This window comes from Desulfosoma sp., assembly GCA_037481875.1.
Lineage (GTDB): Bacteria > Desulfobacterota > Syntrophobacteria > Syntrophobacterales > DSM-9756 > Desulfosoma.
The window spans coordinates 94648-108287 of the sequence record JBBFKY010000010.1; the positions used below are offsets into that span (position 1 = coordinate 94648).

Consider the following 13640-nt stretch of genomic DNA (forward strand, 5'->3'; position numbering starts at 1 on the left):
GGTTTCCCTCCGATGTGTGCAAGAGTTGATGACTTACTTGATCAGGCCCGCGCACCCTCATGCCATGGCTATGAAGCGCGTTTCCTAATAGGCCTTGGCTTCTTCACGTGTCAAGGTAAACGCCGAATTTCGGGCCAGGCTTCTTCCAGGGCAAGCAAGGCCTTTTTGATATGGACTCCTCCTGAATAGCCTCCCAAAGAACCGTGACGACCCACAACCCGATGACAGGGAACAAAAATGGCCGTGGGATTCTTGCCGCAAGCTTGTCCTACGGCTCGAGCTCCCTGAGAAAGGCCGAGACGGTTCGCGACGTCCCCATAACACAGGGTGGCCCCGTAAGGAATGCGGCAAAGTTCTTGCCAAACCTTGTGTTGAAAGGGGGTTCCGGAAATCCAGTGCACAGGGACGCGAGGGTGTTCCCTGGATCCTGAAAAATAGGCCATCAAGGCTTCACGAGCTGCCATAGACACTTCATTGGGTTTCCATATCGGTTTCCAGTGTGGAAACAACCTGAGCAGGAACGCTTCCGCCGCCTGTCGCACATGGAAAGGTTGCGAGCTTGCGGTATCTTTTTGAGAACTCAGGCTCAAGATATGACAGGCGCACACACCTTTGTCGGTGGCTGCCGTAAGAATCCATCCCCAGGAAGAAAGAAAGAAGAGATCGACCCAAAAAGAAGACATAGTCATTAAGCCTCTTCATCTATAAGAAAATCCGTGATGTAAGGATTGGTTTCCATTTCCCGGCCAATGGTGGACGTGGGCTGATCGCCATAATCATGCCCAGGCCAGACGATGGTTTCCGCAGGAAGACGAGTGAGTTTTCGAAGGGATTCCAAAAGTTGTTCAAAAGAGGCGCCGGGAAGATCGGTTCGTCCGACGGCGCCCACAAAAAGAGTGTCCCCGGTGAAAAGGTGACCGTCAATGAGAATACAGCAGGCTCCCGGTGTGTGCCCCGGTGTGTGAATGAATTTCATGGTCAAAGAACCAAAAGTCAAAGAGTCGCCGTCCTGAACCCGCACATCGGCGGGCGGACTGATGGGAAAGCCCATGGCTCGAGCAAAAGCTTGATTCTCCGGCATCTGAAAGAAGTCGTCATCCAAAGCGTGCATGACGATGGGAGCGCCCGTAAGTTCCTTCATGCGCCGGTTGCCGCAGGTATGATCCGCATGCCCATGCGTGTTGACAATGTAGCGGCAAACGGCTTTATTTTCTTGAAGCCATGTCGCCAGTTCCTCTTCATTTCCTGCCGGATCGATGAGAATGGCATCTCCTGTGGTCTCGTCCATGACCAGGTAACAGAACACTTCCATCATGCCGACCGGTTTTTGCAAGATCTTCATGGCGCTCCCCCCTGAAAACGGTCTTCGTACAACGTGGCGTGGCAACCCTTGGAGCATCCTTAACAAGCTTCCAGGTTGTCCTTCTTTTGGAACTTTTCAGAAAACAGATTTCTTCCTGGAAACACGGGCGTCCCGCCCGCACAAACGGCGGGTTGGAGGCCGGCGCTTTCAGGAAAACCATTCTATGTCGTTATTGTCAGACAATCCCTTCCTAGGCGACTCCATCAAACGTTTGGCGTCCCCTGGGACCAAAGGATCAATAAAATGGCTCAGGATTGCCCGAAAGTCAAAAGATCTCCCAACCCTTCACCGGCATCTTCCTTGGATACCCAGGACAATCCTCCCGATCGGCTGTACGTGCTGGAGTGCCTGGAGAAACATGGACGAATCGTTGATATTTTGTGCGAAGGGTTGATGGGCTGCTGGCGGGAGCCACCTTATGTGTATTGCTTTTTCGATCGTGTCCCATCGGATCTTGCGATCTCGCATCTTGAGGCCAAGGGGTTTCATGTGACCGGCCGTTATGATCTGAGTTATGGCCAATGGCAGAGATTGCCAAATCAACTTCTGCACATAGGTCCTTTTCAAATCCTTTTTACATCGCAAGACACCCACAACCTTCCACTTCATGCCCTCAGCATCGTCCTGCGTCCTGGCTTGGTTTTTGGTTCCGGCATGCACCCGACGACACGATTATGCCTGAAACTTTTAGCACAGGTCTATGTGTCGGAGTCCATGAGGACGGTGGTGGATGTGGGGACAGGAACAGGTATTCTTGCAATGGCGGCAGCTCGACTGGGAGCTCGCCGGGTGCTGGCCTTGGATGTGAACCCCCTCGCCGTTGAAGAAGCTGGGGCTAATGTTCGAAGAAACGGCTTGGATCAAAAAATCCTTCTGGTGATCGCAGCCGGTTTGGAGGCCGTGGGACCGTTCGGAGAATTGCTTCTGGTGAACCTGGAATGGCCTAGCTTGAGGGTCTTCTTGCAAAAGGACGGGTGGAAACGGTTTCGTTGGATCATCTGCAGCGGCTACTTTGAGTCCCAGGCCGAAACGCTGAAAAGCATGTTTTTGGGGACACATTCTCCAGAGGGCTACTTGGTTCAGGAGGATTGGGCCGCTTCGTTTTGGAGGCGTACCTGATCCGTAAAACCTGGGCGGACACATCGATCCACACTTCCACGTCTTGAGGAATGTCCTCTAGAGGTTGTTGCCATGCCTCTTGCTGCTTCGGTTGTATTTGGCGGCCCTGTCGGTCCGGTCCTGTAGTTTAAAGAATATAAAAGGGCGGACACAAGACCGCCCCTAACCGTTGGGCATGGAGGTGGAATGAATTCCTTTTGTCGGTGCGCAACGGTGTGTGTCCCATAGCCGCCCCGTTTCCGACGCTTCTTCAGGGGCGGACACATGGGCCCGCCCCTACAGCAGCGGCTCCATCTATGGACCATGCCTTGCGTGCCTGATATGGTGAAGATTCCTGGCCTCAGGGGTACGATCTAGGCTGATTTACCGATGGTTGGTTCGAAACCCTCCAGGAAGCAGGTAGATTTGCGGGCACTTGGTTCCAAATCGCTGCCGAAACCGGGTTTTTTGTAGGGGCGCTCCGGTGTGTGCGTCCCAAAATTCTTTGGTGAGGGGGAGAACTTGGGGTGGACGCATCGGTTGGTTCCTTCAAGACCTTCGGCTCCAGGATGGACACATGAGGCCGCACCCCCAAGCCTGGTGACATTTGGGCGGACACGTGGGGGGCGCCTCAACCAATGGATAGCTTTGCCTTTCAGCGTTCGGTATTGACAAACTTTGGATGATCCAATAAAAACAACTGACCCCGACTGCGGAGAAACTGTCCTGTTCCTCAGACCTTCCTTCCAGCGCCTGCGCCTCCGGCACCGGGATCCACTCCGCTCATGCGCCGTATGTTCAGACGAAAAGGGTGGAGCGTTTGGTTGCTTCACGATGGATTTCGCAAACAATCCTTTGGGGTGCAAAGTGAATGATGGACGGATTTCACTGGGCTAACGTCAGGAGAGTGTTATGGATTTTCAACTGAGCGACGAACAGCGCATGATCAAGGAAACGGTGTACAAATGGTCCGTCAATGAGTTGGGTCCCATTCAGGAAAAAGTGGACGACGAAGACTGGTTTCCTCCCGATTTTTTCAAAAAATGTGCGGAAATCGGTATTCTCGGGATCACCATCGACGAAAAATACGGCGGTCTTGGCGGCGACGTTTTGATGCAAACCTTGGCCGTTGAAGAAATGAGCCGCATTTGCCCCGGGCTTGCCATGACCTACGCCGCTCATTCCAACCTGTGCATGCACAATATTCACAAGAATGCCAGCGAGAAACTCAAGGAAAAATATCTTCCCCCCATGGTTCGAGGAGAAAAAATCGGGGCTTTGGGGCTCACCGAACCCAATGCAGGTTCCGATGCCATGAGTCTGCGCACGCGCGCGGAAAAGAAAGGCGACAAGTATATTCTTAACGGCACGAAGATGTTTATCACCAACGGTCCCATTGCGGATGTGATTTTGGTGTATGCCAAGACGGCTCCAGAAAAAGGTGCCAAGGGTATCAGCGCTTTTATTGTGGAAAAGGATTTTCCGGGCTTTTCCGTGTCACGAAAGCTTAAAAAATGCGGCATGCGGGGTTCCCCGACAGGGGAACTGGTTTTTGAAGACTGCGAAGTGCCCGCGGAAAATCTTGTGGGTGAGGAAAACAATGGGGTGCATGTCATGACCAGCGGGCTGGATGTAGAACGTATTGTTTTAGCCGGCGGCTCGGTAGGCATGGCCCAGCAGGCTTTGGACTATTCCATCCGCTACGCAGCGGAAAGGGAACAGTTCGGGCAGCCCATCGGCAAATTTCAGATGATTCAACAAAAGCTTGCGGACATGTATGCCCGCACCGAAGCCGCCCGTCTTCTGGTTTATCGGGCGGCCCACGTGGCTCAAAACGCTCCTCGAGGCGGCAAGGGCACAGAACTGACTCGCCAAGCGGCGGCTGCCATCCTTTTTGCTTCCGAAACCGCCACATGGGTTTGCAATCAAGCCATTCAGATTCACGGCGGGTATGGGTATTGCTTGGAGTTTCCCGTGCAGAAACTATGGCGCGATGCCAAACTGTACGAGATTGGAGCGGGGACCAACGAGATTCGGCGAATTGTGGTGGCTCGAGAACTTCTTCGAGAGGCCTTGGCTCGAGCTGGCAAGGCCTAGGAGGCGTTTCCGTAAGACCTTGTGTTTCCTAAAGCTTCAAGTGCTTAGCAGAAGGCAAGGAGGGGGCGATGGAACAGCCTGTGGTGTTGGAAGAACGAAGGGATCAGGTCGCCATTCTCACGCTGAATCGACCGGAGGTGATGAATTCTTTTAATTTCGCCATGCTTCGTGGGCTTCAGGAAAAGATTGAATCTCTGCGTTTTGATGGGGACATTCGAGTGGTGATTGTCACCGGGGCTGGAGACAAGGCCTTTTGCGCCGGAGCAGACCTGAAGGAACGGGCGACTTTGTCCGAGGTTCAGGTGAAGGAATTTATTTTTACGATCCGCAATCTCTTTACCGCCATAGAAGACCTTCCGAAGCCGGTTATTGCGGCGGTCAACGGGGTAGCTTTAGGAGGCGGCACGGAACTGGCTCTGGCCTGCGATATTCGCATCGCCTCGTCAAAGGCGACCATGGGGCTTACGGAAACCCGGTTGGCCATCATACCCGGAGCCGGGGGCACGCAACGCCTGCCGCGTCTTGTCGGGCGTGGCAAAGCTAAGGAACTCATTTTCACCGGCCGACGTGTGGACGCTGAAGAAGCCTTGCGTATCGGATTGGTCAACAGCGTGGCTCCCCCGGAAAAGCTCATGGATGAATGCTTGGCCATGGCCGCCATGATCTGCGAAACAGGTCCCATCGCCATTCAGCAGGCCAAGTACGCCATCAATTACGGTTTGGAAACGGACCTGCACACCGGCTTGGCTATTGAATCCAATGCCTACTGGATCACCATTCCCACGGAAGACCGTCTGGAAGGGCTTGCGGCTTTTCGGGAAAAACGCAAACCCGTCTACAAGGGCAAGTGAAGCGTGAGAGATCGGGTCATCCTGTGGGAAGGGAAAAAGGTGATACTATGAGCGATGCTCGAGCGGAAAACAGAGCTTTTTGGGAAAATGAAGAACTTAAGCTGGATGAAAGGGTTTACCATGCCATGTGGCCCGGCGGAGAAGCTGCAGTGCAACGCTTGGCCAAACAGGGCAAACAGCCGGTTCGGCAGCTCATTCAAAAGCTCATCGATCCGGGAACGGAATTTTATGAGCTGAGCCGTTTGGCAGGTTTCGGCATGCATTATCCCGAGGTGGATGATGTCCCATGCGGCGGAATCGTCACGGGAATCGGCAAGATCTACGGCAATTGGACCATGATCATTGCCAATGACAGCCGAGTCAAAGCCGGAACCTATTTCCCTATCACTCTCAAGAAGCACATGCGCGCTCAGGCCATTGCCGAACAATGCGGCCTCAATTGCGTTTATATCGCAGACTCAGGGGGCGCTTTTCTGCCCATGCAGGCCGATGTTTTTCCTGACGACGGCCATTTCGGCTCCATGTTTTACAACATGGCGCGCATGTCCGCTAAAGGGTTAAAGCAGATCACCTTGAGCACCGGGGGCAACACGGCCGGAGGCGCCTACATTGTCTTTATGGCCTGTCAGGCCGTCATGATCGAAAAACTGGCCTATTCCTTTTTAGGGGGGCCTCCTTTGGTGAAGGCGGCGACGGGCGAGGTCATTTCCGCAGAGGATCTTGGAGGTGCCCGTGTGCACACCCAGATTTCCGGTGGGGCGGACCATTTCTGCCGGACCCAAGACGAAGCCATTGAAAAGGTTCGAGAGATTCTGTCACTGGAACCCCCGCAAAAGCTTCATATTCACCGTTATGCCGAATCCCCGCCGATGGTGCCGGTGGAAACCATTTACGAAGAGCTTCCGGCCAAGATTCATCAAGGAATCAACGTGAGAGCGGTGATTCAGGCTTTTGCCGACGACAGCCATTTCATTGAATACAAGAAAAACTATGCTCCCGGACGCGGCGACAACATCGTCACAGGAAAGATTCGCCTCAAGGGCATTCCCGTGGGAATCATTGCCTCCAACGGTTTGGGAATCATTTTTGTGGAGGCGGCCCGCAAAGCTACCGAATGGATTGTGCGGTGCTGTCAGGAAAAGGTGCCTTTGCTGTTCATTCAAAGTTCTCCAGGCTACATGGTGGGTTCTGAATCGGAACACATGGGAATCGGCAAGTACGGCGCCGACATGGTGCGCGCCGTCTCCTGTGCTCAGGTGCCGCGTATTCAACTGGTTATCGGGCCGGACAACGGAGCGGCCAATTACGGCATGTGCGGCCGAGCCTACAGGCCTCATTTTCTTTTCGCCACCATGAGGGCTCGAACGTCGGTGATGAGTGGACGCTCCGCAGCCGAGGTGCTTTTGTCCATTGAAGAGCGTAAGAGGGCCGCGGAAGGCAAACCCATGAGTGATGGAGAAAAACAGGCCTTTCGCATGCAAATGATTGAAAAATATGATGGGGAGGCTCATCCCTTTTTCTGCGGGGCTCGACTCTTGAACGACAGGGTCCTCAAGTTTCGCGAGATTCGTGACTGGCTGGCCATGGCTTTTGAGGTCAGTCTGCTTAAACCCATTGGAGATCCGGCTTTCGGTAACCTGAGGTTTTAGCGGCTGGGACGAGAAGCCTGTGTGGTGAATGCCCCCGTGCCGAGGGCCTATGCCTTGCTGAAAAACATGAATACTCGATCCTCGAGCAAATCAAGAAGCCTCTGAACATGTTCAGGGATTGCTTCACGAGGAAGAGAAAAAAGCAAGGCGTCGGGTCCGTCTCAAAAGGACGGATGCAGGGATGAAAAATCCGGGTTTCTTTAAACGGCACACTCAGGTGCCGAATGTGTGACCGCCTCACCTGCCGCCCAAGGAAGGAAGCAGTGCATGGCGAACATTCTAACCTCTTATGGACTCCCAACAAGGAGGAAGCAGCATGGCGACGATGAATTATCCAAAGAAAGTGGTTTTGGGCGACATTACGGTTCGAGACGGCTTTCAGCACGAAGAGAAATACATACCTCTTGAAGCCAAATTATGGGTGGCTGAGCAGCTGGTGCTGGCTGGATTCCGCCGCATTGAACTGACCAACCTGGGGAACCCCGTAGGGATGCCTCAGTTCAAGGACGCCGATGAGCTGTTAAAGCGTTTTCGTAACAGCAAGAAAATCGCGCACTTGATCAAAGACGTGGAAGTCACTGCCATTACCATTCGAGAAAAGGCCGTGGAACGCGCCATCAAAGCCCGTCAAGAGGGCTACGGACCGGATCGTATCCTTTTCATGGTGTCCACCAGCGAATCGCACCACAAGAAAAACTCCGGGACCACCTTGGCCGAGTACTGGAAGATGTGCGAGGAATACATTCCCAAGGCCCATGCAGTCGGCATGAAAGTCTGCGGAACCGTGAGCACCATCTGGGGATGTCCCATCGAAGGCCCTACGGAACTGAAAAAAGCCGTGGAATTTACTCGACGCTGGTTGGATATCGGGGCCGACGACATTGAACATGCCGACCACGACGGATCGGCTCCTCCCAACAAGGTCTATGAATATTTTTCTATGATTCTGGATGCCATTCCGGATACTTCCAAACACATCGCCCATTTTCATGTAACCCGAGGTTGGGGTCTGGCCAATGTTTTGGCGGCATTGCAGGCGGGCATCACCCATTATGAAGGCACCATGGGCGGCATCGGCGGACAACCGGCCAACTTCGTGGACGGTGTTCCCGTGGCCGGCACAGGTTCTTATTACTATGTGGATCCTTCCATCGTCGGTCTGGTGTGCATGGAAGACATGGTGGTGATGATGGATGAGATGGGTATCGATACCGGCGTGGATGTGGACAAGGTTTTGGAAATCGGCCGATGGGTGGAAAAGATTGTGGGTCGGCGTCTGCGATCCGAATGTGTGCGCACGGGACGCATTCCCAAGTCCATGACCGGCCGCGGCTAGCTTTGATTTTTTCCAAGCGTGGGGGCCGTTCGGCCCCCTTTTCGTGCGGGTTTTCCGGATACCTTCATGACTTAGATCCACGGCTTGATCTTTGATGCCGTGCTTTTTCCCAAGATTGTCATTGCCTTCCTACCTCAGCGTGCCGTATTCATGGATCCACATTGTCTCAAGGGGGGACATCCATGGAATACGGTATTCGTCGTTACGAATCCTCGCAGAGGCTATGGTGGTTTACCTTCCTGCTAGCGTGTCTTGCGGCGGGATTTCCGGCTTCCGGTCTGTTGCGCTCGGCTCTTGGCGCCTCTTCGCTGAACACCACCTTAAAGCCTCAAGAAGCCCTTCAAGGGATGGATTTTTGGTTGAGCACGCCCTGGGCCAACCAAGGCCTTCTGGGATCGGTGATTTTCTACCTGGTGGGTGTGTTGTGCGTCTGCCTTGTTTTAAGAATTCTGTGGCTTCTTTTTCAGGTTTGGGGAACCTTCATGGTGGCTCGCGCTTTGAGAAAGCATGTGGGCTTCGAAATGCCGGAAAAGAATGCGAAACGGCTTGAGTGGTTCACGGAAAATGCTTCCAAGGCTCTTCCCTTAAAGGCCCTGGCACGGGATGCCGCTCGTTTGCCCTGGTCCCTTTTTTCTTTGGCCCACAAGAGGCTGCGTCTTCTTGTTCTGGAAGGTCAAGGAACACCGTCTTCCGACGAGATGGTGCATCGGGAACAAAGGCTGGAAGGGCTGGATTGGCACCTTGTGCCTTCGTCCTGGGATGCCTTTCGATCCATCAGTCGTTTCCTGCCACTCCTGGGCTTTGTGCAGTCCGCGTGGGTTTTTTACCTGTGGGTTCAGCCAGTGATTGACGGCACGCAGGATGCGGCAAGTACGGCCGTGATGGGTATCGCCAGCCTTTTGGCATTGGTCCAATCCGTTTCCGTCACCCTTGCCTTTGCTTTGGCATCCGGATTCCTATCGCGCTTGGAAAACCTTTATCTTTCCCGCTTGGACGGCCTCTTTTACGACCAGCTTCTTTCCAGGGTGCCGCTGCACAATGCGGACACCCTCGTGATCCTTAAAACCCTCACCACGCACTTTCAAGAACTGCAGGCACGTTTGAAAAGGTTAGAAGAGGCCCTGCTTCGAAACCGACAGTAAACCTCAGGGCTTCAGTGCAAAATATTGGATGAAGATTCATCGATGGGCATGATGCCCATTTGCCGAAGCAGCCTTCGATCACGAGGGCTCTTGGTTTTAAGCCATCTTTCGTAAATCCTCAGAATACCACCGGCATGCTGCCGACCAGAGGTGTCTCCGATTTCGGCAAAAAGATCTACCAGCCGAAGGAATTTTTCGCTCAGTTCTTGAAAAACCCCTTCAAAACCCCAGTCCACGATTCGGGCAGCCAAAAGGGATTCCAAAGATCGATAAGCCGTGCTGCCGATGGCGGCATAATAGTCAATGTCCACCAAACGACGCTGGAAGCTGTCGGAAAAGAATCCGGAAACAAAAAGGGTTGTGTCTCCGATCTGCCTTAAAATGCGCGCCCTTTTTTCGCTGGACACTCCATAGCTTTCCAAGAGGGCTTGGGCAAAAGACTTGTCCCTTTCTCCCCATTCCGGTTCCTGCAGGGGGGAAGCGTGGGCGTAGCGGGACAACAGATCCACCAGATAGAACTGAGCCAATTGCGAGATTTCCACATCCAGGTCCTGCGACGCCTTTTCCACGGCATCCTTAAAGTATTCCAAGAGACTGCGGGTTTCCAACATGGCCATGCCCACCTCCTCTCAAAGATGCCAAAACACCTCAACTAAAAGTTCTTGGAATTCCCAAAGGCTGTTGAAGTTTTCCAATCGCCCTTACCATATCCATCGGCATTTTAGGTTTCCCTCACAAGCCTTTTCTCGTTGCAGGTGGTGCCGTGAGCGCTACAGGCGAGCGAAAGGCAAAAATACCGGTTTTCTCGGTCTTGTGATCGACATCCATGGTTGATGTGTTACACGGAATCGGTGAAATGACGGAATGGATTTCTTTGACCTTGGCCCGGAGCGCCGAAGGCGACCGACAATTGAATTATGATCGAAAAATGGCCTAAGGATCAAGGTGGGATTTCAGACCCATGGTTTTCGGGCCGCATCCTTTCCCCGTTGACGGTGGCATTGAATGCCGGCCATGGGGAATGACATTGTAGGGACGGACCTGTGTGCCCGCCCCAGAATTTCCGGGCTTGGGTCGTGATGTGGGCGCCTCCATCGGTGCGCCTCTCTAGAAAGGGGTTGGTCCCGAAGCCCTCTGGATTGGTCACGATGTTTAATGCCGGCCGTGGGGAATGAAGCTGTCGGGGCGGAGCTATGTGTCCGCAATCAGGCGCATGGGCCTTTTCTTCAAGAAAAATGAAGCCCTGTGCTTTTCTTTCGGCGTTGACGCCCCATGACAAGGCCGATCAGCCAACCGCACAAGAGCACCAAGGCGCCGGTGACAAACCATTTTATGTGTTGGGAAAAGCGAAGGCTTTCATTTTCCTGAGCGAGCCTTTTGGCCAAGGCCTGGCTTTCTGCGAGCGCCGCCTGCGTTCGATCGAATTCTTCCTTAAGTTTGAGATAATCGGAAGCCCCTTCCCGAAGCGCTTGGTGTTCTTTCTTGAGAGTTTCCAATTCGCGCGTGGTTTTTTCCAGGGTTTCGGTCAATTCCTTTTCCCGCGTCTGATAGCGCAGCCATTGGGAGTCATTGGCTGATAAAGAAGACTTGATGGCATTGTTTTCCTGACGCAGTTGAGCGGCCTGCTTTTCCCATGGCACTCGATCCATGAGATACCGGCTGATCACCCAGCCTTCCTTGTCTTTGTGAGGCCCGTCCAGAACACGCACAAAAGCCCAGCCGGCGTCGTTTTTCTGAAGCACTTTCACTTCTTGCCCGGAATTCAACATGGCAACGATTCTATGGGATTGGCTCGGCCCGCTGCGAAGTGTGATTTCAAAAGTATCCGTCACATAGGCCGCCTGAACCGTGGCCGAAACCCAAAAAAGGCCGATACAAACCAGCCATACCGGTCGCAACTTCGCACGATTCCTCAAAACGACACCCCCTTTTCGCCGTGCCTTGGTTCTTTCAGGCAAGGAAAGTTCTTTCAAACGGTTCACTATAGAGGCATTTTACAAAGTTCGGCAAGAAAAAGACGGAAGACTTCATGGAAGCGAAGAGAAAGTGACAAAATTGTTCTCACCGACTGGCGTTGACATTATGGATGATTAAATTAATAGACGAAACGCATACCATCGAAATACTTCGGTTTGCGACATCTCTTCGCATGAAGGAGGATCAAGCATATGGCGAAAGCAGTGGGCATCGATCTTGGGACTACCAACTCCGTGGTAGCCGTTTGGGAAAACGGAAAGGCGACGGTGATTCCCAATGCTGAGGGATCACGGACGACGCCGTCGGTGGTGGCCTATCTTGAAGACGGTCAACGGCTGGTTGGTCAGGTGGCTCGCCGTCAGGCTATTTTGAACCCGCAGGCCACGGTGGCGTCCGCCAAGCGTTTTATCGGCCGTCGCTGGGACGAGGTCGAAGAGGAATCCAAGATTGTTTCTTACAAAGTGGTCAAAGGGCCCAACGATGCGGTGCGTTTTGATATTCGTGGCAAGCTGGTAGCTCCTGAGGAAGTGTCGGCCCAGGTTTTGCGGAAACTGGTGGAGGATGCTTCCAAGTATTTGGGAGAAAAGGTTACGGAAGCGGTAATCACGGTTCCGGCCTATTTCAACGATGCGCAGCGGCAGGCCACGAAGCAGGCTGGAGAAATCGCCGGATTGAAAGTGCTTCGTATCATCAACGAACCCACGGCGGCGGCCTTAGCCTACGGATTGGAAAAGAAAAAAAATGAGACCATTCTTGTCTTTGACTTGGGTGGTGGAACTTTTGACGTGTCCATTCTGGACGTGGGTGACGGGGTGTGTGAAGTGAGGGCTACCGCTGGTGATACGCACTTGGGTGGCGATGACTTTGATAAGCGCATCGTGGATTGGCTGGCGGACGAATTCAAAAAGGAAACCGGCATTGACCTCAGAAAGGATCGCCAGTCTTTGCAGCGGCTTTACGAAGCGGCCGAGAAAGCCAAATGTGAGCTTTCGTCGACCATCGAAACGGACATCAATCTGCCTTTCATTACGGCGGATGCTACGGGACCCAAGCATCTGGTGAAGAAGCTGACGCGAGCCAAGTTCGAGGCTTTGACACAAGATCTGGTGGAACGATGCATGGGGCCGGTCAAGCAAGCCCTTGCGGATGCCAAGCTCACGGCCGGTGACATCGACGAAGTGATTCTCGTGGGTGGATCCACGCGTATTCCGGCGGTTCAGGAGCTGGTCAAAAGGCTTACCGGCGGGAAGCAGCCCAACATGAGTGTCAATCCGGACGAAGTGGTGGCTGTGGGAGCTGCCATTCAAGCAGGCATCATTAAAGGGGATGTGGATGATGTGCTTCTGTTGGACGTGACGCCTTTGTCTTTGGGTGTGGAAACCCTGGGTGGTGTCATGACCAAGCTCATTGAACGCAACACCACGATCCCGTGTCGGCGGGAAGAAATCTTTTCCACGGCGGAAGACAACCAAACGGCGGTGGACATTGTGGTGCTGCAAGGGGAACGGGAGATGGCTCGAGACAACCGAGTCCTCGGCCGTTTTCGCCTTGAAGGCATTCGACCCGCACCGCGGGGTGTGCCGCAGATCAAGGTGACCTTTGACATAGATGCCAACGGTATTTTGAACGTGACAGCTCGCGATGAAGAAACAGGCAAAGAACAGAAGGTGACCATTTCCGATTCCACCAACTTGGACAAGAGCGAAGTGGAACGCATGCTGCGGGAAGCTCAAGAACATGCAGCCGAAGACCGTCGACGCCGTGAAACCGTGGACGCTCGAAACCAGGTGGATTCCTTAGCTTACCAATTGGAACGAACCTTGAAAGATTTGGCGGACAAGGTACCGGTCCACGAAAAGGCTCGTTGCGAGACCCTGATCGAGGAGGCTCGAAAAGCCGTTGCCGATGAAGCGACCACCAAGGAACGTTACCAGTCCTTGGCGGGGGATTTGCAGCAGGCGTTGCATGGCCTGGCGGCCGCAGCCTATCAGCAGGCCGGAGCGTCGGCCACGGAGAGCTCGCGACGTGCCAAGGACGACGATGTCATAGATGCGGAATTTACGCAGAAATGATCTCGTCGTAGATGCTAAGCCTCTGGATGTGGCTTGGGTGTGGGGCGCACAAGGG

General features: G+C 53.6%; 11 protein-coding genes. 7 read left to right on the forward strand and 4 right to left on the reverse strand.

Going from position 1 to position 13640, the window contains the following annotated elements:
- Positions 1-110: 110 nt before the first annotated feature.
- Positions 111-683, reverse strand: a complete 573-nt coding sequence (locus WHS46_12665; GenBank protein MEJ5349528.1) for a methylated-DNA--[protein]-cysteine S-methyltransferase — start codon at positions 681-683, stop codon at positions 111-113.
- Between the two features lie 5 nt (positions 684-688).
- On the reverse strand, positions 689-1342 hold the full coding sequence (locus tag WHS46_12670) for an MBL fold metallo-hydrolase (protein ID MEJ5349529.1): 654 nt from the start codon (positions 1340-1342) through the stop codon (positions 689-691).
- Positions 1343-1606: 264 nt separating this feature from the next.
- On the opposite strand from WHS46_12670, the gene WHS46_12675 reads away from it, so the two are divergent.
- From WHS46_12675 to WHS46_12700, 6 genes are all read left to right on the forward strand, one after another.
- Positions 1607-2482 carry a 50S ribosomal protein L11 methyltransferase gene (locus tag WHS46_12675; GenBank protein MEJ5349530.1) on the forward strand — a complete coding sequence of 292 codons (876 nt, stop codon included), beginning with the start codon at positions 1607-1609 and terminating at the stop codon, positions 2480-2482.
- A gap of 891 nt (positions 2483-3373) precedes the next feature.
- Complete coding sequence (locus WHS46_12680; protein ID MEJ5349531.1) at positions 3374-4558, forward strand: acyl-CoA dehydrogenase family protein; 1185 nt, start codon at positions 3374-3376, stop codon at positions 4556-4558.
- 68 nt (positions 4559-4626) lie between these two features.
- The gene (locus WHS46_12685) at positions 4627-5409 is read left to right on the forward strand and encodes an enoyl-CoA hydratase (protein ID MEJ5349532.1); all 783 of its coding nucleotides are present in this window, start codon (positions 4627-4629) and stop codon (positions 5407-5409) included.
- 47 nt (positions 5410-5456) lie between these two features.
- Positions 5457-7058 (forward strand): carboxyl transferase domain-containing protein, encoded by a 1602-nt coding sequence (locus tag WHS46_12690; protein MEJ5349533.1) that lies wholly within the window; start codon positions 5457-5459, stop codon positions 7056-7058.
- 316 nt (positions 7059-7374) lie between these two features.
- On the forward strand, positions 7375-8394 hold the full coding sequence (locus tag WHS46_12695; protein ID MEJ5349534.1) for a hypothetical protein: 1020 nt from the start codon (positions 7375-7377) through the stop codon (positions 8392-8394).
- Between the two features lie 182 nt (positions 8395-8576).
- The gene (locus tag WHS46_12700; GenBank protein MEJ5349535.1) at positions 8577-9536 is read left to right on the forward strand and encodes a hypothetical protein; all 960 of its coding nucleotides are present in this window, start codon (positions 8577-8579) and stop codon (positions 9534-9536) included.
- Between the two features lie 11 nt (positions 9537-9547).
- Here the strand turns inward: WHS46_12700 and WHS46_12705 are convergent, their stop codons facing one another.
- Both WHS46_12705 and WHS46_12710 read right to left on the reverse strand, forming a co-directional pair.
- The gene (locus tag WHS46_12705) at positions 9548-10153 is read right to left on the reverse strand and encodes a hypothetical protein (GenBank protein ID MEJ5349536.1); all 606 of its coding nucleotides are present in this window, start codon (positions 10151-10153) and stop codon (positions 9548-9550) included.
- 609 nt (positions 10154-10762) lie between these two features.
- On the reverse strand, positions 10763-11452 hold the full coding sequence (locus tag WHS46_12710; protein ID MEJ5349537.1) for a TIGR04211 family SH3 domain-containing protein: 690 nt from the start codon (positions 11450-11452) through the stop codon (positions 10763-10765).
- 252 nt (positions 11453-11704) lie between these two features.
- On the opposite strand from WHS46_12710, the gene dnaK reads away from it, so the two are divergent.
- The gene (gene dnaK / locus WHS46_12715; GenBank protein MEJ5349538.1) at positions 11705-13585 is read left to right on the forward strand and encodes a molecular chaperone DnaK; all 1881 of its coding nucleotides are present in this window, start codon (positions 11705-11707) and stop codon (positions 13583-13585) included.
- Positions 13586-13640 lie beyond the last annotated feature (55 nt).

Bases quoted from the DNA above. Each gene is read 5' to 3' on its own strand.
- WHS46_12680 (MEJ5349531.1), top strand. From the start codon at position 3,374: ATGGATTTTCAACTGAGCGACGAACAGCGCATGATCAAGGAAACGGTG.
- WHS46_12670 (MEJ5349529.1), bottom strand. From the start codon at position 1,342: ATGAAGATCTTGCAAAAACCGGTCGGCATGATGGAAGTGTTCTGTTAC.
- WHS46_12700 (MEJ5349535.1), top strand. From the start codon at position 8,577: ATGGAATACGGTATTCGTCGTTACGAATCCTCGCAGAGGCTATGGTGG.
- WHS46_12665 (MEJ5349528.1), bottom strand. From the start codon at position 683: ATGTCTTCTTTTTGGGTCGATCTCTTCTTTCTTTCTTCCTGGGGATGG.
- WHS46_12675 (MEJ5349530.1), top strand. From the start codon at position 1,607: ATGGCTCAGGATTGCCCGAAAGTCAAAAGATCTCCCAACCCTTCACCG.
- WHS46_12695 (MEJ5349534.1), top strand. From the start codon at position 7,375: ATGGCGACGATGAATTATCCAAAGAAAGTGGTTTTGGGCGACATTACG.
- WHS46_12705 (MEJ5349536.1), bottom strand. From the start codon at position 10,153: ATGGCCATGTTGGAAACCCGCAGTCTCTTGGAATACTTTAAGGATGCC.
- WHS46_12685 (MEJ5349532.1), top strand. From the start codon at position 4,627: ATGGAACAGCCTGTGGTGTTGGAAGAACGAAGGGATCAGGTCGCCATT.
- WHS46_12690 (MEJ5349533.1), top strand. From the start codon at position 5,457: ATGAGCGATGCTCGAGCGGAAAACAGAGCTTTTTGGGAAAATGAAGAA.
- dnaK (MEJ5349538.1), top strand. From the start codon at position 11,705: ATGGCGAAAGCAGTGGGCATCGATCTTGGGACTACCAACTCCGTGGTA.